The 22,060-nt window shown below is 59.8% G+C and carries 16 protein-coding genes; 14 read left to right on the top strand and 2 right to left on the bottom strand.

Annotation, left to right across the window (positions count from 1 at the left end; genetic code table 11):
- Positions 1 to 388 precede the first annotated feature (388 nt).
- Both AC1DPF_RS17905 and AC1DPF_RS17900 read right to left on the bottom strand, forming a co-directional pair.
- Positions 389 to 1,201, bottom strand: coding sequence for an IclR family transcriptional regulator (locus tag AC1DPF_RS17905; protein ID WP_477962710.1), 813 nt, complete (start codon positions 1,199 to 1,201; stop codon positions 389 to 391).
- 104 nt (positions 1,202 to 1,305) lie between these two features.
- Entirely contained in the window at positions 1,306 to 2,385 is a 1,080-nt protein-coding gene (locus AC1DPF_RS17900; protein WP_477869808.1) for a zinc-binding alcohol dehydrogenase family protein, read from the bottom strand.
- A gap of 66 nt (positions 2,386 to 2,451) precedes the next feature.
- On the opposite strand from AC1DPF_RS17900, the gene AC1DPF_RS17895 reads away from it, so the two are divergent.
- From AC1DPF_RS17895 to AC1DPF_RS17830, 14 genes are all read left to right on the top strand, one after another.
- Positions 2,452 to 2,790, top strand: coding sequence for an L-rhamnose mutarotase (locus AC1DPF_RS17895; protein WP_477962708.1), 339 nt, complete (start codon positions 2,452 to 2,454; stop codon positions 2,788 to 2,790).
- 292 nt (positions 2,791 to 3,082) lie between these two features.
- Positions 3,083 to 4,438, top strand: a complete 1,356-nt coding sequence (gene fucP / locus AC1DPF_RS17890) for an L-fucose:H+ symporter permease (RefSeq protein ID WP_477869812.1) — start codon at positions 3,083 to 3,085, stop codon at positions 4,436 to 4,438.
- Positions 4,435 to 5,166, top strand: coding sequence for an SDR family oxidoreductase (locus AC1DPF_RS17885; protein WP_477869814.1), 732 nt, complete (start codon positions 4,435 to 4,437; stop codon positions 5,164 to 5,166). Before fucP ends, AC1DPF_RS17885 begins: the two co-directional genes overlap by 4 nt.
- Before the next feature lie 7 nt (positions 5,167 to 5,173).
- Positions 5,174 to 6,322, top strand: coding sequence for an FMN-dependent L-lactate dehydrogenase LldD (gene lldD / locus AC1DPF_RS17880; protein WP_477869899.1), 1,149 nt, complete (start codon positions 5,174 to 5,176; stop codon positions 6,320 to 6,322).
- Positions 6,319 to 7,170, top strand: coding sequence for a fumarylacetoacetate hydrolase family protein (locus AC1DPF_RS17875; RefSeq protein ID WP_477962706.1), 852 nt, complete (start codon positions 6,319 to 6,321; stop codon positions 7,168 to 7,170). The genes lldD and AC1DPF_RS17875 overlap by 4 nt, the downstream gene beginning before the upstream one ends.
- Positions 7,171 to 7,172: 2 nt before the next feature.
- On the top strand, positions 7,173 to 8,066 hold the full coding sequence (locus AC1DPF_RS17870; RefSeq protein ID WP_477869818.1) for an amidohydrolase family protein: 894 nt from the start codon (positions 7,173 to 7,175) through the stop codon (positions 8,064 to 8,066).
- Positions 8,063 to 9,097 (top strand): aldo/keto reductase, encoded by a 1,035-nt coding sequence (locus AC1DPF_RS17865; protein ID WP_477962705.1) that lies wholly within the window; start codon positions 8,063 to 8,065, stop codon positions 9,095 to 9,097. Before AC1DPF_RS17870 ends, AC1DPF_RS17865 begins: the two co-directional genes overlap by 4 nt.
- Positions 9,094 to 9,390: a UxaA family hydrolase gene (locus AC1DPF_RS17860; RefSeq protein ID WP_477869821.1), complete on the top strand. Its 297-nt coding sequence runs from the start codon at positions 9,094 to 9,096 to the stop codon at positions 9,388 to 9,390. Before AC1DPF_RS17865 ends, AC1DPF_RS17860 begins: the two co-directional genes overlap by 4 nt.
- Positions 9,390 to 10,592, top strand: coding sequence for a UxaA family hydrolase (locus tag AC1DPF_RS17855; RefSeq protein ID WP_477962703.1), 1,203 nt, complete (start codon positions 9,390 to 9,392; stop codon positions 10,590 to 10,592). The genes AC1DPF_RS17860 and AC1DPF_RS17855 overlap by 1 nt, the downstream gene beginning before the upstream one ends.
- Positions 10,593 to 10,716: 124 nt before the next feature.
- The gene (locus AC1DPF_RS17850; protein ID WP_477962701.1) at positions 10,717 to 13,113 is read left to right on the top strand and encodes a right-handed parallel beta-helix repeat-containing protein; all 2,397 of its coding nucleotides are present in this window, start codon (positions 10,717 to 10,719) and stop codon (positions 13,111 to 13,113) included.
- A gap of 77 nt (positions 13,114 to 13,190) precedes the next feature.
- Entirely contained in the window at positions 13,191 to 14,336 is a 1,146-nt protein-coding gene (locus tag AC1DPF_RS17845; protein WP_477962699.1) for a mannitol dehydrogenase family protein, read from the top strand.
- Positions 14,333 to 15,334 (top strand): sugar kinase, encoded by a 1,002-nt coding sequence (locus AC1DPF_RS17840; protein WP_477962697.1) that lies wholly within the window; start codon positions 14,333 to 14,335, stop codon positions 15,332 to 15,334. The genes AC1DPF_RS17845 and AC1DPF_RS17840 overlap by 4 nt, the downstream gene beginning before the upstream one ends.
- 127 nt (positions 15,335 to 15,461) lie before the next feature.
- Positions 15,462 to 18,920: a pyruvate carboxylase gene (pyc, locus tag AC1DPF_RS17835; protein ID WP_477962696.1), complete on the top strand. Its 3,459-nt coding sequence runs from the start codon at positions 15,462 to 15,464 to the stop codon at positions 18,918 to 18,920.
- A gap of 755 nt (positions 18,921 to 19,675) precedes the next feature.
- On the top strand, positions 19,676 to 22,060 hold a 2,385-nt coding region (locus AC1DPF_RS17830; RefSeq protein ID WP_477962694.1), incomplete at its 3' end, for a TonB-dependent receptor.

Raw genomic sequence — 22,060 nt, 5'->3', positions numbered from 1 at the left:
CACGAAATGTCTGCCGGAGGAATTTTGAAGATGGCCTGACGGTATACCGGCGTTCCGACAGTCTGAGTCAAAAAATGGCACTCTGATGCCGTCGTTTTTATGAGGCCTGGAACGCGCGGCTCTCCATCTTGGCAACGGCTTTGCCGCTATGCCGTATACGTTGATGCAGACCCGTCAGTTGGCACCTGAATAAAACCCCTTGCGGATGGGGCGGGCCAACGCCGAAAAAATAGGTTCTTCGATCCGTCCAATTTCAAACTGAGACACTACCAGGGAATCCATTACCTTGTTATGCAACAAAGCCGGTGATAAGTCTTGCTATCCATGGCTCGCGGTGACGCTGAGGCCAAGTGATGATGCGCGCCCAATAGGCGCCGTTACATGTTATTCAGTCAGAAAGAGCGTGATCCGGTTGCCAGCCAAGCGCGATCGAAATTCTTTCGGCAGTCTCTTTTAATTCCGCCGTCGCCTCCTCAATCGAAACCAGTTGCGAGCCGTCAATCAGTTCAAGGAACGGCACGGTCAACGCCGCCAGCAACTCTCCGCCAAACCCGAATATTGGGAAGCTGATATCGGTAACTCCGCGCGTGACTGGGCTTTCTCGCAAGTTATGACCGCGCGCGCGGACCTCTTTCAGGCGCCGCATCAGCGACGTTTGCCCGATCGGTTCTTTCCGCAGTGCCGCAGCGCGACTTATCATTTGCTCGCTGGTCTCTTCTGACACGAAAGCTAGCAGCACGTTGCCCGAGCAGGCTCGTATGAGATCAATCGAAGCGCCTACACGCAGAGCAAAGCCGCGCGTTCCAGGATTTTCCTCGCGCGCTATTACCAGACCTTCGGCAGCCTGCGCCACCACCAGGTGGCACGACTGGCCGATTGCCGCAGCCAAAGACTGCATCTCAGGCTGCGCGGTTACAACGAGCTTGCGCGCGGGCGTGGCGCGATAAGCGACATCCAGGAATTTATAGGTGACGGTGTAGCGGTCGTTGACTTTCGACTTTTGAAGATATCCAGCCTCTTCTAGCACGACCACGATGCGGAACAACTCTCCCAGCGACCGACCCAGCTCTGCGGCCATCTCGCTTGCCAGCAAACCTTGCGGATTGTTGGCAAGCAACTCGATTATAAGAAAGGCCTTGTCGAGCGCGGGAGCCTTGTAGCTTCCCTTTCGATTGACCGTGGCGCTGTCCAGCTTTGGCATATTTTCCCACATCACTCCTGTGACAGCCGGTCTAACGATAATCGACCGCCCACGGAAGGCCCCAACCGGCCGTGGCCCGAACGATACGATGCGCGCGGCGGGATTTAGATTGTCACGACCGCCTTTAGCACAGTTTCGTGTTCCGCCAGCAGGGCGGGGAAGCCCTCTGCCAGATCTGCGAGCTTCGCGCGATGCGTCAGAATCTGGTCCGTCGGGATAGTGCCGTTGCGGATAGATTCGATGACCTGCTCGAAATCTGCGTGTAAAGCGTTCCGGCTGGCGAGCAGTGTAGTCTCCCGCTTGTGAAACTCGGGGTCGGCGAATGTCAGATTGTCGAGGCACAGCCCCACGAGAACATATGTGCCCGCGTGGGCGACGTGGGCCAGACCGGCATTCATGGCCGCCGCGCTGCCGGTGGCGTCGAAAACATAATCGAACATTTCGCCGTTGGTGATTTGTGCAAGTTCGGCCGACGCATCGGGGCCCGCTATGACGCATGAATCAAAACCGAAGCTTTCGGTTGCCTTGGAAAGCCGGGTCGCGCTTCTGTCGAGCAATGTGACGGAGCCGGCTCTGGCGATACGGGCAAACATCGCGCAGCCAATACCTATTGGGCCAGCACCGGTGACCAGAACGCGCGCGCCTCCCGCGACTTGCGCGCGGCGGACTGCATGGGCTCCTATGGCGAGAAACTCTACCATGGCTGCCTGATCGAGCGTGAGCCCGGGGGCGGGGATTACCGCTGCGGCGGGTACGGCAAGATATTCCGTCATGCCGCCGTCAGCGTGAACGCCCAATACGCTCACACGCATGCAGCAGTTGGGTCGCTCGCGCTGGCAGGCAACGCATTCACCGCAGGGGAGATAGGGGTTGACCGTGACAATCTCATTTACCCTTAGCCCACTTTCAAAAGGGGTTTCTATAACTTCCGCGGCCAGTTCGTGGCCGATCAGTCGCGGGTAGGAAAAGAAGGGCTGGTTGCCGGTGAATATGTGAAAGTCGGTGCCGCAAACGCCCACACGGCGAATGCGCAGCAATACCTCTCCCGGCCCTGCCTTGGGATTTTCCCGCTCTTCGATGCGAACCTCGTTCGGTCCGACGCATACTAGTGCCTTCATATGGTCCTCACGTTCCAATAGTCGCTGGATTTTGTGGCGCCGGAAGCTTGCCTTGGGCGCGCGCATACAGATGCTTGCAACCTTACTATCATATATGCAACAAAAATGCAGAATGAAGTTTGGAGAGAAGTGATGAGCCAGCGAAAATGCTTTGCCTTGGACCTGGTGGACGACGCCGAGCTTGTTGCGGCTTATGAGGCTGCTCATGCCCCCGGCGCCGTGTGGCCGGAAGTCATTGCAGGTATTCGCGCGAAGGGTTTTCTGAACATGGAAATCTGGCGGGTGGATGATCGATTGTTCATGGTCGCAGAAGTTTCCGACGCATGGCCCATACCGCTCGATCCATCGCAGGCTGAGGTGGATGGCCGGTGGGAMAGTGTCATGGACCGGTTTCAGCACCCGCTTCGGAGCGCGGCCGACGGTGAAAAGTGGCGACCGATGCAGCGGATATTCGCGATGGAGGAGCAGTAAGGCTGCTGCGCGCACCGGTGCCGCGATGCGGGCCTGGAGTGCGTAGAGGGCGGTCAGGTCCGATATCGCTCCCGCGCGTCAGATGACATGCTCAGGGCCAAAGGCGGTTGACAATATCGTATATGATATTATAAAACTATATATGATACCAATAAGGCATGTTCGGGAGAATGGTGGTGTCTGGACAAAACAGGGTCGCTCACCGCGCTGATCCGAGCTGTATCGCACGCCATCCGGCATGCCCCATTTGCCATCGACGGGCACATCGCGCGCACCGGATGGAGGAACTTTAATGGCCTTGTCACCAACCAACATGACCGGCGGCGGTCCGCGCCTCAATGCCGCCGACGCTGGTCGCAGCTTCACGGCGGCGTTGGTCATTACCGTGTCCCTGTTCTTCCTTTGGGGCATGGCCAACAATCTCAATGACATTCTGATCGCTCAGTTCCGCAAGGCATTCGCTTTGTCGGATTTCGGGACAAGCTTCGTCCAGCAAGTCTTCTACCTTGGCTATTTCCTCTTTGCGGTTCCAGCGTCGGCAGTCATGAGGCGCTTTGGATACAAATCCGCCATCGTAACCGGATTGACTCTGTATGGCTCCGGGGCGCTGCTATTTTATCCGGCGGCAATTGCGGGGATGTACCAGCTCTTCCTGCTTGCCTTGTTCGTGATCGCATGTGGCCTCGCCTTTCTGGAAACCTCCGCTAATCCCCTGATCACGGAGTTGGGCGATCCGCGTTCTGCAACGAGGCGCCTGAACTTCGCGCAGGCGGCCAATCCGCTCGGGGCGATTGCCGGTATTCTGGTCGGCCGTAATTTTATTCTGTCAGGCATGGAGCATGACGAGCGCACCCTTGCCGCAATGAGTGAGGCAGCGCGTGAAGCGTTTTATCGCACGGAAATACAGGCAGTCGTGATGCCATATTTGGCAATTGCGGCGGTCGTCCTGATGTTCGCGCTGGCTGCCATCCTGGTTCCCTTTCCGCGTGGCACCATTGATGCGCATGGCGGCTCGGTAGACGACGATGATGGAGAGCATGTTCCATTCACCGCCGTGTTTCGTCGTCCCCGACTGATGGCTGCCGTGGCCGCTCAGTTCTTCTATGTTGGTGCGCAGGTCGGGTTATGGAGTTACACGATCCGCTATGCACAGGCGAACGCGGGCTTCGGGGAGCGGGCGGGTGCCGACGCCCTCTTCGTCTCGCTGGTGCTTTTTGCCGGTGGCCGCTTCGTCGGCACAGCCCTGATGTCGCGAGTCTCCCCAGTTAATCTTTTGATAATTTTCTCCGTAATTTCCGCTGCACTGTCGGCATATGCCGGGATTGTGGGCGGATTGGGTGGGCTTTACGCGCTCGTCGCGGCCAGCCTGTTCATGTCAATCCAGTTCCCGACGATCTTCGCGCTCGGTGTCGAAGGGCTTGGGCCTCTGCGTAAGGCGGGGTCATCATTGATCGTGATGGCGATCATTGGCGGTGCCGCCCTGACCGCAGCGATGGGCCTCGTATCGGACATCTCCAGTATAACCCGAGCAACACTCGTGCCCGCCGCCTGCTTCGTCGTCGTCTGCCTGTTCGCGATCTACGCGCGTCGGGCGACTGACCGGACCGCACGGCCCACTCGGCGTGATTTAGTAAAGAGAGTTTTATGAAGCGATTGGAAGGTAAACGTGCGGTTGTGACCGGAGCCGGGCAGGGCATCGGCCGGGCCGCCGCTGAATTGTTCGCCGCCGAAGGAGCGGAGGTCCTCGCTCTGGATCGCAACGCGGACGCGCTAGCCGATTTGACCGGATGCTCGATCCATGTTGTCGACCTTGCGAACCGTGCCGCGATTGCCGACTTTGGCGCTGTTGCCGGCGGGGTGGATGTGCTGTTCAACTGCGCGGGCTACGTCGATGCAGGGGTGCTGCTCGATACAGCCGATTGCGGCTATGACCTGTCGTTCGATCTCAACGTGCATGCGATCACGCATATGCTCACGGCTATGCTTCCCGCGATGATCGAACGCGGTGGCGGATCCATCATCAATATGGCTTCTGTCGCCGGCGCCTTGATCGGGGTGGCCAACCGTTACGCCTATTGCGCGTCAAAGGGCGCGGTTGCCGGAATAACACGCTCCGTTGCAGTGGATTATGTTGGGAAGGGCATTCGGTGCAATGCCATCTGTCCCGGGACGGTCCAGTCTCCCTCGCTCGATGAGCGGTTGGCCGCGACGGGGGATGAAGCCAAGGCACGCGCGGCATTCATTGCGCGCCAGCCAATGGGTCGTCTTGGCACAGCGGAAGAGGTCGCAGCACTGGCGCTTTACCTCGCATCGGACGATAGCGCCTATACCACGGGGCAGTTGCACGTCATCGACGGCGGCTGGTGTATGGCCTGATGCCATGGTGACGATCGCTTCCACGACCGATTTTCGCGCGGCAGCACGGGCGCGGCTGCCGCGCTTCCTGTTCGATTATGCGGAGGGAGGCTCTTATGCCGAGCGGACGTTGCACCGCAATATCGCCGATCTTTCCGACATAGCTCTTCGGCAGCGGGTTTTGCGCGACGTGGCGACGATGGATCTCTCGACGACGCTTTTCGGCCGGAAAATGCCGCTTCCGGTGGCGCTAGCGCCGGTCGGAATCGCTGGCATGTATCGTCGGCGCGGCGAGACGCTGGCGGCCCGGGCGGCCAACGCCCGCGGGTTGCCGTTCACGCTTTCCACCGTGGGCTTGTGTGGCATGGAAGAAGTCCGCCGTGCCAGTGACGGTCCGCTCTGGTTTCAGCTCTACGTCTTGAAAGATCGCGGTTTCATGCTCGATCTTTTGGCCAAGGCGAAGGAGCAGGGCGCCGAAGCGCTGGTTTTCACCGTAGACATGCCGGTGCCGGGCGCGCGCTACCGCGATGCCCATTCCGGGATGTCTGGTCCCTATGCAGCGTTGCGCCGCGTAATTCAGGCCATGTTCCGTCCCAAATGGGCGTGGGATGTAGGTTTGCGCGGGCGGCCCCATCGGCTTGGCAACCTTGCACCTGTCTTGGGCAATGCCAGCGGCATGAACGATTATATCGGTTGGCTCGGCGCGAACTTCGACCCATCGATCCAGTGGCGGGATCTGGAGTGGATCAGGGATGCCTGGGATGGACCGCTGATCATCAAAGGTATTCTTGAACCTGACGATGCGCGTTCGGCTGCGGCTTTGGGCGCGCAGGGCGTTGTCGTCTCCAATCACGGCGGGCGTCAGCTTGACGGTGTGCTGTCGAGTGCGCGTGCGCTACCGGCGATTGCCGATGCGGTGGGCGATCGGCTGACGATCCTGGCCGATTCCGGCGTGAGGTCGGGACTCGACGTTGTGCGGATGCTGGCGCTGGGCGCGCATGGCGTCCTGCTTGGTCGTGCGTGGTTGTATGCGCTGGCTGCCCGCGGAGAGGCGGGGGTTACCCGGTTGCTCAATCTCATTGAGAAGGAAATGCGCGTCGCGATGACCCTGACGGGCGTGAACGCCGTTTCGAAAATCGACCAATCCATACTCGTATCTACGAAGGACAACACATGAAGCTTTGCCGCTATGGTGCCCCCGGTGCGGAGCGCCCTGGACTTATCGACAATCAGGGCCGAATTCGTGCGCTTACCGAAGTTGCCGATATCACGGGCGAAACCCTGTGTCCGGCTTCGCTCGCACGGCTGGCCGCCATAAACCCGGATACCCTGCCCCTCGTCGAAGGCGCACCGCGATATGGCGTACCCGTTGCGGGTACGCGCCAGTTTGTCGCAATTGGCCTCAACTATGCCGATCATGCGGCGGAATCGAACCTCCCGATCCCGGAAGAGCCCGTAGTTTTCAACAAGTGGGTTAGCTGCCTGCAGGGGCCGAACGACCCCGTAATGCTCCCGCGCAACTCGGAAAAAACCGACTGGGAAGTAGAGCTGGGCGTTGTGATCGGCACTCGCGCGCAATATGTCGAGGTGAGCGATGCGCTTTCCTACGTCGCCGGCTATTGCACGATCAACGATGTGTCCGAACGGCACTGGCAGATGGAACGCGGCACGACGTGGGACAAGGGCAAGGGCTTTCCGACGTTCGGCCCTGTCGGCCCGTGGCTGGTTACGGCCGATGAGGTTGGCGATCCGCAGAATCTTGCGATGTGGCTCGATGTTAACGGCAAGCGCGTTCAGGACGGCAACACGCGCACAATGATCTTTTCGGTGGCCGAGCTCGTCAGCTACTGCTCGCAATTTATGATGCTGGAGCCGGGCGATATCATTACAACCGGTACGCCGCCCGGCGTAGGGCTGGGGCAGAAGCCCGAACCTTGGTATCTGAAGGCGGGTGACGTTGTTACGCTTGGAATAGAAAAGCTTGGCGAGCAACGTCAGGAGTTCGTTGCGCAGACGCAGAGCTGACGATGAGCCACCCGCCGTTCGTCGATGCTCACCTGCACCTGTGGGACAGGGCCTTGGGTGGCGCAGCGCAATTGCGCTATCCCTGGCTGGACGAACCTGCCAGTGCGCCGATTGCCGGAAGCTATAGTTTTGCCGACCATCGACTTGCCGCCGCCGCGTGGAATCTCGTGGGTGCTGTGCATGTCGATGCCGGCGCGCATCCTGACGACGGTGAGCGTGAAACTGACTGGCTTAACCAGATTGCAGACACCGAAGGGCTGCCAACGGCAATAGTCGCACGGGTTGAGCTAAACCATCCCGATGTCGATAACCTGCTCGCCCGACAGGCCGCGCGGCCGCGCGTGTGCGGGATACGCCATCTCGTGAACTGGCATCCCGACCCATCGCGGCAGACCTACGCCAGCGACCTTACACGCGATCTGGCGTGGCGGCGTGGCTTCGGTCTGTTGGCACAATATGGGCTCAGTTTCGACTTCCATGGTTTTCCGCAGCAGCTAGGCGGACTGATTGAGACGGCGGCAGCTCATCCTGATGTGCCAGTAATTGTGAATCATCTGGGCCTGCCGATATTGTCTGATGGGCTCGGCGCATGGCGTACCGGATTGACTGCGCTTGCCGCAATGCCGCAGGTTTCGATCAAGCTTTCCGGGGCCGGCTTCATTGCTGCGCCGTTTGATCCCGTTGCCTTCTCGCCGATCATCGCGGAGGTGGTGGATCTGTTCGGTACGGACCGGGTGATGATTGCCAGCAACTTCCCGACCGACCGCCTGTTTGCCCCGCTCGATCGGACCCTCAGTGCATATGAGGAAATTCTCCAGGGTTTGTCCGACGACGAGCGGGCGAAGCTTTGGGCTCGCAACGCTAACCGCATTTATCGATTGGAACTTGACCTGTGACTGTCATTGCTCGCCGTCCAGTGGGGTCAACCGGCCTAAATGTTCCGGAGCTGGGCTTCGGAGCCGCGTCTCTCGGGAATCTCTATACACCGGTGTTGGACGCTGATGCGCGGGCCGCCATTGATGCGGCTCTGGAGGCAGGGCTGCGTTATGTCGACACCGCACCGCACTACGGCCGGGGTTTATCCGAACGACGCGTCGGCGACGCGCTCCGGTTGAAGCCTGACACTGTGCTGTCGACCAAGGTCGGGCGGTTGATGATGCCGGATTCCACCGTGGTGGACGACCGCGAACGGGATGGCTTCCGTTCACCTATGCCGTTCATGATGCGCTACGACTATACCTATGACGGGATATCGCGCAGTTACGAACACAGCCTTCAGCGTCTTGGCCTGCCGCGCATCGACCTGCTCTATGTGCACGACATTGGCCGCTACACGCACGGCGATGCCAATGACGAATACTGGCGGCAACTCACGACGGGCGGTGGATTGAGGGCGCTCGAAGAACTGCGCGACAGCAAGGCAATTTCGGGCTTCGGCATCGGCGTAAATGAAATTCAGGTGTGTCTGGACGTCATGGCCGAGGTGCGGCTGGACGCAATTCTGCTAGCCGGACGGTATACACTGCTCGAACAGGATGCGCTTGACGCCCTGTTCCCGGCCTGCGAGGCGGCGGGAACCTCCATTGTGATCGGCGGCCCCTACAACAGCGGCATTCTTGCGACGGGCACCCGGCGCGAGGGCACGATCCACTATGATTATGGCCCTGCGCCGGACCACGTTATCGACCGCGTTCGCCGCATTGAGGCAGTTGCTGATCGCCACGGGGTCAATCTTCCTGCCGCCGCACTCGCATTCGCGCTCGCTCATCCGCTCGTCGCCAGCGTCATCCCGGGGATAGGCAGCGCGCGCCGGGTTGCCAATACCGTGGAGCTTTACCGGGAGCAAATTTCGGCATCCTTCTGGGCAGAAGTCGCCCACGAGAAACTTGTTCGCGCCGACGCGCCGCTACCGGGACATGGAGCATGAGCGCCGCGGCAATTCGATTGTCACCTGACGATAACGTCGCGGTTTGTTGCCGGCCGATAACCGCAGGCGAAACGATCGCGATAGACGGCGCGTCGGTGATCGCACTCGATTCTATCGACCTTGGACATAAGATTTCAATCTTACTCTTGAAATCTGGAGATAAGATAGTGAAATATGGCGTGCCGATCGGGTCGGCATCCCAAGCTATTCCCGCGGGTAGCTGGGTTCACATCCACAATATGCAGAGCGACTATATTTCGGCGCATCTGAGAGACGCGACAGGAACCCAGTAATGAACCACGTCCCGTTCGAGGGTTGGCTACGTCAGGATGGCCGAAAGGGCATCCGCGACGCCATCGTAGTGGTCTATCTTGTGGAGTGCGCGCACCATGTGGCACGCCGGATCGTTGACCGGATCGATGATCCGCGGGTGCAACTGATAGGTTTTCCCGGCTGCTATCCCAACGACTACGCCTTGAACATGATGAAGGCGCTGACGACGCATCCGAATGTCGGCGGCGTCGTTCTCCTGTCGCTGGGATGCGAGAGCTTCAATCGCGAGGCACTGGCGCGCAATGCAATGGAGCATTCGCGTCCGGTCGAAACCGTGGTGATACAGCACGCCGGCGGCACCGGCCCCGCGATTACCGAGGGCATTGCGGCGGTGGAGCGTGTGCGCGCGGAAGCGGATGGCCGCGCGGTACGTGTGCCTATGGCCGTGTCGGATCTTGTTATCGGCACGATCTGCGGCGGGTCAGACGGGACCAGCGGCATTACCGGCAATCCGGCCGTGGGGCGGGCGTTCGATGCGTTCATCGATGCGGGCGCCAGCTGTGTATTCGAGGAAACCGGGGAAATGATCGGCTGCGAAAGTCATATGGCCAGCCGCGCCTCCACACCCGAAGTCGCTGACGCTCTGATCGCCTCGGTACAAAAGGCTGAAGTCTATTACCGCGCCATGGGATATGGCAGCTTCGCGCCGGGTAATGCCGAGGGTGGTTTGTCGAGCCAGGAGGAAAAGTCCGCCGGTGCCTATGCAAAGTCAGGCAGTCGACCGATTGACGGGGTGATCGATCCGGCCGAGCCGGTGCCCGGCCCTGGCCTCTACCTGCTTGACGTTGTGCCTCCGGGCGATCCCAAATTCGGCTTCCCCAACATCGTTGACAATGCGGAAATCGGCGAGCTGATCGCAAGCGGTGCTCACGTCAACATATTCATCACCGGTCGCGGTTCTGTCGTGGGATCGGCGATATCGCCGGTTATCAAGGTCTGCGCCAACCCGGCAACCTATCGTCGCATGGAAGGCGACATGGATGTCGACGCCGGCCGCATCCTCGACGGCCGGGGTACGCTGGAGGATGTAGGCCAGGAAATTTACGATCTCGTACTCGCGGTCGCTGCGGGTCGCCAGACCAAGTCTGAGGCTCTGGGGCACTGCGAATTCGTGCTCACCTACAAGGCATCTGCGCCTGCGCGCCCGAAGGAGTGCGCCTGACCGGCGCGACGTGATTGCGCAGTTTGCTTAAGCGCACGACGCAATGCTGGACAAGGCGATGGTTTGCACTTTCCATCTTTTGCATAATTTGATATTATTAAATCATATATAAAACTATGACAGTATGGACGTGAAAGGAGCCAAGATGCTCTCTCGGCAGATCAGCGCGTTCACCCTTGGGTTGTTTGTTCTCGCATGTGCTAATGCGCCAGCGGCATTCGCGCTCGTGGCCAAACCTGGGGCGCAATCGGTACGGCCGGTCCGCTCTACCGCTGAACTCACCCAAGCGCTCGCCGATGCCCGCAAAGCGCGCATTCGGATCATCCGTCTCGCCGCCGGTCGTTATGCTCTGGGCGCACCCATTGTAATCGATGCCGCGCTATCCGGCACGCCCGCCGCGCCCTTCACCATCGAGGCCGCAGCCGGCGCCCGCGTGGAATTGACTGGCGCACGCGATCTGCCGAAGTTGTCGTGGGAGCGTCAGGCGGATGGGGTCTGGCGCGCCCAGCTCAAGACCAGGCCGTTCATGCGACTGTGGCTGGGCGACAAGGCGCTGATCCTTGCCCGTTATCCCAATTACGATCCCGCGAAGCTGCCATTCGGAGGTGTATCGGCGGATGCAACCTCCGCCGAGCGGGTGGCGCGGTGGTCCAATCCCGCTGGTGCGGTATTACATGCCCTGCACGGTAGCCGCTGGGGTGACGTGCATGTGCCGATCCTCGGTAAAAATCCCGATGGGACGCTGCGTTACGCGTCGGCGGTCGGTAATAACCGGGCTGCACCGCCCAGTTTGAACGAACGGTTCGTCGAGAACGTGCGCGAGGAACTCGATTCCCCGGCTGAATGGTATTACGACCAGAACGCGGGCTATCTCTATTTCAAGCCTGAGGGTAACGGTCCGCCTCCTCCCCGAACGGGGTTTCGTGCAGGAGAATCGGAAGAGTTGATCCGGGTGGTCGGCAAATCCGGCGCGCCCGTGCACGACATTCGTGTTTCTGGGCTGGCCTTCCGCGCTACCGAGCCAACCTACATGAAGACCACCGAACCCCTGCTGCGGTCGGACTGGATGTTTCATCGCGGCGGGGCAGTGTTGATTGCAGACGCTGATCGGGTAACGGTCGAGGGCAGCGATTTTCAGGATCTTGGCGGCAACGCTATCGTCGTCAGCGGTCACGCGCGCCAGGTTGTGATCCGGCGTAACCTGATCGCCCGCATAGGCGCCAGCGCAATCGCTTTTGTCGGGCTTCCCACGGCGGTGCGGACGCCCTTGTTTGAATACAACGAGAACGCGCCTCTCGATAGCATCGACCGGACGCCCGGACCTAAGACCGACGACTATCCTGCCGACAGCATCGCGGAAGACAATTTGATCCACGATACCGGACTGGTTGAGAAACAGTCGGCGGCCGTGCAGATCGCGATGTCGGCGCGTATCACCGTCGATCATAACAGCATTTACCGCGCTCCCCGCGCCGGAATCAACGTGGGTGACGGCACTTGGGGTGGTCACCAGATCACCAATAACGACGTATTTGATACTGTGCGCGAGAGCGGCGATCACGGCGCCTACAATAGCTGGGGACGCGACCGTTTCTGGCATTCCGATCGCGCAGAGATGGATCGCCGAACGATGGCCGAGCGATCGCTCGTCAAGCTTGATGCTCGCGAAACGATCGTGCTTCGCCACAATCGGTTCCACTGCGATCATGGCTGGGATATCGATCTGGACGATGGATCCTCGAACTACCTGATCGAGGACAATCTCATGCTGATGGGCGGGCTGAAGTTTCGTGAGGGTTTCGATCGTACAGCGCGCAACAACATAATGCTTAACAATACCTTTCACCCGCACGTGTGGTTCGCCAACAGCGAGGATGTATTCACTCGGAACATTGTTATGGCGGCTTATCAGCCTATCCTCATGAAGAGCTGGGGAAAATTGGTCGATTACAATTTCTTCGCGACGGCTGCGGATCTCAAGCTTGCGCAGGAAAATGGCACCGACAGTCATTCGGTGGCGGGCAATCCCAAATTCGTCGCACCGGCACGTGGCAATTACTCGGTCGCTGCGGACGTGCCGGCATTGCGCATCGGTTTCCGTAACTTCCGCATGGACGACTTCGGCGTTCGCGATCCCCGGTTGCGCGCGATGGCGGAGAGGCCGAGACTGCCGGAGCCGGTGCTCGCCCCTGCCGCGAACCAGCTTGAAACACCGCGCCCCTTTGCCGGAATGACCGTCAAATCGGTCCAGACTCTGGGCGAGCAGTCGGCGGCAGGCCTGCCGGATATCTTCGGCGTGCTTGTCTTGACCGTGGAGCCGGGCAGCGCGGCCGCGGCCGCAGGTCTCAAGAGCGGCGACGTTATCCGTGCCATCGTCGGGTCGGCTGAAGCCCCCGGGCAGGACGTCAAGACGGCAGCAGCCTTCATCACCGCCGCGCAGGGGCGCCGGTGGCAGGGATCGATAATCGTCGATGTGTTTCGCAACCAACAATCGCAACGCCTTACGCTCTCTTTTCATTAGAAAAGGCAGCTTCCAGTCGCTTCTAAGCGCGTCCGCCCAAGTGCAGACACAAGCGTGCGACGTCATAGGGTTCAATAATGACAGACGCTTGTATCATACAGTTCGGCACCAGCAGGTTCCTTCAGGCGCATGTCGATCTGTTCGCCTCCGAAGCGGCGGAGGCTGGGCAGGATGTTCCGGAAATTGTCGTAGTCCAGACCAGCGGTGACGCAGCCCGCGCGGCGCGCGTCGCCGCATTTGGACAGCCCGGCGGGTATCCGGTCGTTATTCGCGGGCTTGGGAGAGACGGGCTGAAGATAGATCGGACTGTCACGGTTACTAGTGTAAGCCGCGGCATGGCGGCGTCGCGCGACTGGCAGGATCTTGTAAGGCTGTTCACCACAAGCGCGACTGCCGTCCTCTCCAATGTGGGCGACGGCGGCTATCGCGTCGCCAATGTGGATAGGTCGCTCGCTGTCGTCGAGGGTGAATATGCGCCAAAGTCGTTCCCTGCGATCCTGCTGGCGCTGATGTACGCACGGTGGCGTCACGGCAATTTCGAACCGCTGACGATGCTTCCGTGTGAACTCGTGCAGCGCAACGGCGACACACTCAAGCGGATCATCGTGGATTTTGCGGGCGAAATCGGTGTCGACAATTCTTTCCGCAATTGGCTCGAACAGGACTGTCTTTGGGTAAACAGCCTGGTCGACCGGATCGTATCGGAGCCTATCGAGCCTGTGGGCGCTGTCGCGGAGCCCTACGCGCTATGGGCCGTTGAAAAGCAGCCGGGCTTGTCGATGCCGTTCGCTCATCCCGATGTGGTGTTGACCGACAACCTTGAACACTATGAACGTCTCAAGCTGCACATCCTCAATCTTGGCCATAGCTGGTTGGCGCAGCGCTGGATCGATTCAGGTCGTCCGGTCGAGATGATAGTGCGCGCGGCGCTTGACGACCTGGACACGGCAGACGCCTTAAGTCGTATATTTGTGTCGGAAGTGGTCCCGGGTTTTGCCGCGCATGGGCTGGGTGACCAAGCGGCCGCATACGTCCTGCAGACAATGGCGCGCTTCCGCAATCCCTTCCTCGCCCATCGGATCGCTGACATAGCAAACGATCACGATGCAAAGCTTGCGAAGCGAGTTGGCGAATTTCTCTGCTGGGTAAGCGCCGCCGCAAACCCGCCGGCCATGCCTGAGCTCGCCAAGCTCGCGAGCCATGCGGGAGCGCCGGTCTCGTGACTAGATCATGTGCAGTTGTGTGCTTTGGCGAGGCACTTGGCCGGTTGTCGACCGAGCCGGGCCAGCATTTGCTAGGTTTCGCCAATCGGCTTGAGCTACACGTCGGTGGCGCGGAACTCAATGTGGCTGCCGCGCTCTCTGGTTTCGGCCGTAAAACCACAATCGTCACCGCGCTCCCCGACAATCCACTCGGGGACCGCGCATTGGTTCACCTGCGTTCGTTCGGCGTCGATACCCGCGCCGTGGTTCGTGGGGAGGGCCGGCTAGGGCTCTACTTCGTCGATACGGGTGCGTCACAGCGAGTATCGCGCATAACATATGATCGTGCGAACAGCATCTTTGCGACACACGACTGGTCTGGCCACGCATGGCGGCAAACGCTAGAGGGTGCCGCGGTACTCCATGTCTCGGGCATTACGCTGGCCGTCAGTACGAACGCATGCAGCGCTGCGTTTGGCGCGATGCGCGCGGCACGAGAGATGGGCGTAATGGTCTCATTCGACGCGAATTTTCGGCCGGCGTTATGGGTAGGACGTGAGGCGGACGGGGCAGCCGCCTTTTCCGAGGCACTCGCCCTTTCTGATCTCGCATTCGTTGATCACCGTGATGCTGCCATGGTGCTTGGCAATTCACCCGGTGCCCCGGTCGAGGTCATGGCCCTGTTTGACGCATTTCCGTACCTGACGCGGATTGCGCACACGTACCGGCGCGCCGAAAGTGTAGGGATTCAGCATCTGGCGGCGCGTTTCGTGACGCGTGCCGGTCAGGACATCACAACTGAGGAGGTTCGGATCGCAGATGTCGTGGACAGAATTGGGAGCGGCGACGCATTTGCTGCCGGAATTCTGTACGCGATACTGTGCGATGATCAGGCAGCCGATATTGCCCAAATGGGCCTGGCGGCGGCGTGTCTCAAGCATAGCCAACGGGGTGATGCGCTTGCAGCGACGGCAGAAGACCTCCGTGGCTTTTGGACGCAATCGGACGTGCGCCGATGAAGCGAGACGAGAACGCTGAGCGCTCGTTGAACAGTCTATGACTTCATGCTTCGACTTGCTGTCGATCTGACCCCTTGTGGTGGTGCGCCGGCTACCGCTCGAACTTCTCGTGTCAGGAGATGACCAAATGCTGCTGCAGCCTATACGCAAGCTCATGGTGGCCAACCGTGGCGAAATTGCCATTCGCGTGTTCCGCGCCGCGACGGAACTCGGCATTCGCACGGTTGCTGTCCACTCCGAGGAAGACAGCCTGTCGCTGCACCGGTTTAAGGCCGACGAAGCCTATCTGCTTTCCGCTGCGGGAAAGGGCGCGATCGGCGCTTATCTCGACATTGCCCAAATCATCGCTATCGCCCGCGAGAATGGCGTGGACGCTATCCACCCCGGCTATGGTTTCCTGTCCGAAAACCCCGATTTTGCTGAGGCTTGCGCGGCGGCAGGGATCACTTTCATCGGGCCTGACCCGCAAACCATGCGGCTGTTGGGCGACAAGGTTTCGGCGCGGCATGTCGCGGTTCGGGCCGGTGTGCCCGTAGTCCCGGCAAGTGAGCCTCTGCCCGGGGATGACGCACTGATCAGCGCTCTCGCAGCCGAAATGGGTTATCCACTCATGCTCAAGGCGAGCTGGGGCGGTGGTGGTCGCGGCATGCGCCCGATCGAGTCTGCGTCCGAGCTGCTGGAGGCAGTGAAATCGGGGCGGAGCGAGGCGAAGGCTGCTTTCGGACGGGATGAAGTCTATCTCGAAAAGTTGATCCGCCGGGCGCGTCACGTTGAGGTGCAACTGCTGGGAGACAGTCACGGTAAGCTGTTCCATCTGTTCGAGCGGGACTGTTCGATCCAGCGACGCAATCAAAAGGTGATCGAACGCGCGCCAGCGCCGTATCTCGATGCGGCAACGCGCACGGTTTTGTGCGAGGCCGCCTTAGCGATCGGACGAGAGACCGGGTATCGCGGTGCCGGCACGGTTGAGTTCCTGATGGACGATGAAACCGGCAACTTCTATTTCATCGAGGTCAATCCCCGCATTCAGGTCGAGCACACGGTGACCGAAATGGTCACCGGCATCGATATTGTTAAGGCGCAGATACGGATCGCCGAGGGTGGTCGCCTTGGCGTCGCCAACGAAACAGGCGTGCCGCCGCAAGAGCAAATCGCACTCAACGGCCATGCCTTGCAGTGTCGTATCACTACGGAAGACCCGCACAATGCTTTCATTCCGGACTATGGCCGCATAACGGCCTATCGCGGTGCCTTCGGCTACGGCATCCGGGTTGATGGCGGAACGGCCTATTCGGGCGCGATCGTTACCCGCCACTATGACCCATTGCTCGAGAAGGTGACAGCCTGGGCACCGACCCCCGGCGAGGTTGTAACGCGCATGGTTCGGGCACTGCGCGAATATCGTATCCGGGGTGTGGCGACCAATCTGGCTTTTCTCGAAAATGTGCTGATGCACCCGGAGTTTCAGGCCAATCGCTACACCACCCGGTTTATTGACGAAACGCCGAGTTTGCTCGCCATCGGCAAGCGGCGCGACCGCGCGACGAAGTTGCTGAACTATATCGCGGACGTGACCGTGAACGGGCACCCTGACGTCAAGGACCGGAAGCGCCCCCGTTCGGATCTGCGCGCCGTGAAGGCACCCAGAGCAACCGACGCGATAGCCGATGGTACGCGTCAGGTGCTGGAACGAGACGGCGCGACTGGCCTTGCGAAATGGATCCGTGCGCAGGACCGCGTTCTGGTGACCGACACCACGATGCGTGATGCACACCAGTCGCTCCTCGCAACCCGGATGCGCACCATAGACATGGTGCGCGCCGCTCCAGCCTATGCCCGCCTGCTTCCGCAACTGTTCAGTCTGGAATGTTGGGGTGGCGCCACCTTTGACGTTGCCATGCGCTTTCTGACAGAGGATCCGTGGGAGCGTCTGTTCGCTATTCGGGATGCTGCTCCCAATGTGCTGACGCAAATGCTCCTGCGCGGCGCAAACGGCGTTGGCTATACCAACTATCCCGATAACGTCGTCCGTCATTTTATTCGCGAGGCTGCCAAGGGGATCGACGTATTTCGCGTCTTCGACTGTTTGAACTGGGTCGATAACATGCGCGTCGCGATCGACGCCGTGCTCGAAAGCGGCAAGTTGGCGCAGGGCGCGCTTTGCTATACCGGGGACATTCTCGACCCGGACAGGACTAAATACAGCCTATCCTATTATATCGAACTGGCGCGCCAGCTTGAAGCTGCCGGATGTCAGATGCTCGCCGTAAAGGATATGGCCGGCTTGCTGAAACCAGCTGCGGCGCGCGTTCTATTCTCCGCCTTGCGTGAGGCAACCGATTTGCCGATTGCGTTTCATACACATGATACATCGGGCGCGGCGGCGGCCAGCGTGTTGGCGGCCGTCGAGGCCGGGGTGGACAGCATCGATGTGGCCATGGATGCGATGAGCGGGACGACCTCTCAACCCTGTCTTGGCTCTGTCATTGAGGCTCTGCGCCACGGCCCCCGTGATACGGGACTGGACGCCCGCGCCATCCGCGAGATCAGCACGTACTGGGAAGGTGTGCGCGAACAATATGTCGCATTCGAAAGCGACCTGCGCGCCGGCGCATCCGAAGTTTACCTCCATGAGATGCCCGGCGGACAGTTTACCAATCTCAAGGAGCAGGCGCGCAGCCTTGGGCTTGAGTCTCGGTGGCATGAGGTAGCGGTTGCCTATCATGATGCCAATCTGCTGTTCGGCGACATCGTCAAGGTAACGCCATCGTCGAAGGTGGTAGGCGACATGGCGCTGATGATGGTTTCGCAAGGACTTCGTCGTGATGATGTTCTCGCCCCGGCGCGCGAAATTGCTTTTCCCGGTTCGGTGGTCGAGATGATGCGCGGCGATCTCGGCCAACCGGCCGGTGGATGGCCGCAGAACATTCAAGAGCGTGTGCTGGGGGATATCAAGCCGATCACGGTCCGTCCGGCTGATCTGCTTGCGGAGTGCGATTTCGCGGCAGAACGTAAGGTTGCCGAGGCGGAGTGCGGCCGTTCGCTGAGCGAGGCAGAATTTGCCAGCTACCTCATGTATCCAAAGGTTTTCGCCGGTTTTGCCCAAGCGATCAATCGCTTTGGCCCTGTCTGGTCGCTTCCTACGCCGGTCTATTTTTACGGGATGTCGGTCGGCGAAGAGATTCATGTTGCCATAGAGCGCGGCAAGGCGCTGGTCATTACGCTCACCGCGATCGGCGAGATTGAAAATGATGGCAGTGTCCGCGTGTTTTTCGAGCTTAATGGGCAGCCGCGCGTGATCGCCGTGACTCATCGTCTGTCTGGCGCGAGTGGGCCCGCCCGCCGTGTCGCGGAGCCCGACAATCCATCGCACGTTGCCGCGCCAATGCCCGGCCTAGTCGTTGCGGTGGGTGCGGTATCTGGCCAGACCGTTGAAGCTGGTGACCGTCTCGTGACGCTGGAAGCCATGAAAATGGAGTCAGCAATCGTCGCGCCCTCTGCTGGCGTGATAGCCGAGGTTCCCGTCAAGATAGGCGATGTGGTTGAGGCTAAGGACCTGCTGATGGTCCTGAATCCAAAGGGCTAGCACTACTTTGGCACTTTAGAATCCTCGATGAGGAGGAACCCATCCGACTTCAGTCGGATGCTGGCTTCAGCCTTGGACTCGGCAGATAGCGTGTAACCTCTGACGTGCCATCAAGATCATATACGATTTATGAATCGCATATATGTAGGCAAGGCTCCCGGCGCTCAGGCTCAGCAAACCGGCACAGGTCAGGCCCCAAGGCTGATGGGACTTTCCCCAAGATACCGAAGGACGCGTTGCTCGATATCGGCAACTGGCTCGCCGGCATGGCCAGTCCATATACGGGGCAGGCCGCTCGCCCTGGAGTGTCACGCAGCCGTGGGGCGATGTCACGACAGGGGCGGACGGCCTCTATCTGCACACTTTCGACTGGCCAGTTCAAGGGTCGCATTCCGCGGCGCTTTACGGTTTGCAGGGTGAGGTCCGCCGGGCCGTTCTGCTCGAGGGGCGCGCAGAGTTGCCGGTGACGGCGGACGTTGACGGGACCCGGATAACCTTGCCCGATCGACGCCCCGACACGCTTGTTCCGGTCGTCGCGCTTGAAATGGATGGAGACTATCGCGTCAGGGACGGCGATGTTGTCGGCGCGGAGTACCCATCTTCGTTGATTGCGGAGAGAGCCGCGTGCAACGGATACAAGTTCACCCCGATTGGATGGATGGCCATATAATGAGAGTTGGCTCTCATTAGTGAATTGACAGAGCCATTGGATGGGCATACGGTAGGCACACTAAAAACGAGGGAGAGGCCACAGGATGTCTATAAGGTTCATACGTTGCGGCCTGCTGGCGGGCGCCGCCTGCACCATTGCCATGGCTGCAGCGCCGGCTCATGCTCAGAATGCGTCGACCGCAGCCGGTGCAGACGAGGCTGCACCCGAAATCGTCGTGACCGGCATTCGCCGCAGTCTTGCGGACGCGGTGACGGTTAAGCGCGAAAGTTCCGCGATTGTCGACGCAATTTCCGCGGAAGATATCGGTAAGTTCCCGGATCAGAACCTGGCAGAATCGCTTCAGCGCGTCACGGGCGTCCAAATTCAGCGCTCCAACGGCGAAGGTACGCGCATCAGCGTTCGCGGTCTCAGCCCCGACTTCACGCGGACCCAGTTCAATGGGCGCACGATAACCTCGACCGGTCAGCGCAGCTTCGACTTCTCGAACCTGTCTTCCGACTTTGTCAGCGCTATCGAGGTCTACAAGACTCCCACAGCCGACATGATCGACGGCGGTCTGTCCGCTACGGTCAACGTCCGGATCGCAAGGCCGCTGGATGTTGGCAAGGACCGTTACGCGGTAGCAGCCGAAGGCATTTACGAGGGTAACTCGAAGAAGGTTGCTCCCCATCTTACTGCATTCGTAAACAAGGTGTTCGCAGACGGCGATGTGGGCGTTTATGTCGGCGCCGACCTTCGTCAGCGCAAATACCGGACTGACAGCATGGTCGGTTTCGGCGCGGAAAACGGCGTCGAAGCAACCCGCAATCCTCCCGTCGACTACAACCGCGATGGCGATTTCCTCGACACGTTCCTCTTCGATCACGCAGCGGGCCCGCAATATGATACCGGCAAAACCCGCCGTATCACGCTGGTCGGCGGCGTTCAGGCCAAGCTAGGCGATGAAGTCGAGCTTTGGGGTGACGTATTTTATGCCAACCTGAAGGATGACCTCAAGCGCACGTCCTTCTATCCCCGCTTCACCAGCATCACGGGTTCGGTCCAGAACAGCACGATCAGCAACGGACTGGTCACCAAGCTTGACGCGGACGGCGTCTGGATGGTGGCCAACCAGGAGCAGAACGAAACGTTGACCAAGACCTTTTCGCCTGCCGTTGGTCTGAACTGGAAGCACGACAACCTTACCGTATCGCTGGAGGGGAACTATTCCCGCACGCGTCAGGAACGTACCAATCTGGGTATGGAGGCAATCGGCCGCGCCAGTGTCGCTTATGATCTGACCGCTGACCCCGGCAACATGACCAGCCTGACATTTACGCGCGGCTTCGACCCCATGAACCCTGCCAACTATAATGTCGTTGGTCTGCGCGGCAGCTACAAGGCGCCGACCACCGACAAGAACAAGTCGTTCAAGGGTGACGTGAACTACAAGTTCGACGATGGTTTCATCAACAAGGTCAGCGCGGGCGTAAACTTCTCCGACCGCAAGCTGTCTTTCAACTCTGCTCGTGTCATCATGTCGGCGCAGACGCTCGCCGGTCTTCTGGGCGTGCCTTACAATGCGGGCGTAGAGGGCGGCAGCTTCGTCGCAACCCCAGTCATGTCGAGGTTCTCATTCCCCAATGCCTTCCCAAGCTATTCGGGCCCCGCGAACCTTCTGAAGACTGGCCTCTATACCAATCTGGATTTGCTGTACGCTAAGGTTCCGTTCTCACAGGTCCTTGCTGCGGCCTCACCTCAGGCTGATCCTGCGGCCGACTATAAGGTCGACGAAAAATCGTTCGCTGCCTATGCCCGGCTCGACTTCGCTACGGCGGACGACCGGCTGTCGGGCAATGTCGGTATTCGCTATGTGAAAACGCGACAGGAATCGATCGGAAGTGTTGCCGACTTCAACGACATCACGTTCATCCAGCTCGCAGCGCAGACTCTGGTCGGTACGGCGCCATCATCGAGCGTGAAGAACAACTATTCGAACTGGCTACCCAGCTTCAACCTACGGTATAAACTTACTGATCAGCTCTCGCTTCGTTTTGGCGCGGCGCGTGTGATGACTAAGCCGACTCTGAGCCTGCTCACCACGTCCACCAGCATCAATGCGAACGTTCGGAACATCTCCTCAGGTAACCCGCGGCTTAAGCCGTTCCTTGCTAGCCAGGCGGACCTCTCGCTCGAATATTATTTCGGGCAGACCGGCCTGCTCTCCGCAGCCGTGTTTTACAAGGATGTGAAGAATTTCGTCGTCAACGCGACGCAGTTCGAAACATACGCCGTCAAGCAGGGCGTTGGTGGTCCGCTTCAGAACGTCACGTTCTCTCACTCCTTCCCCGATAACGGTGCGAGCACGAAGCTGAAAGGTCTTGAGCTGGGTGCGCAGGTTCCGTTCACCTTCCTTCCCAGCCCGTTCGATGGCTTCGGCGTTCTGGGGAACGTGACGTTGCTTGATGTCGGCAGCGTCGTTCCGGCG

Source organism: Rhizorhabdus sp. P4_G6, from assembly GCF_056401045.1.
The sequence above is the reverse complement of the archived record's forward strand: the minus strand, read 5'-3'. Positions and strand labels throughout refer to the sequence as shown.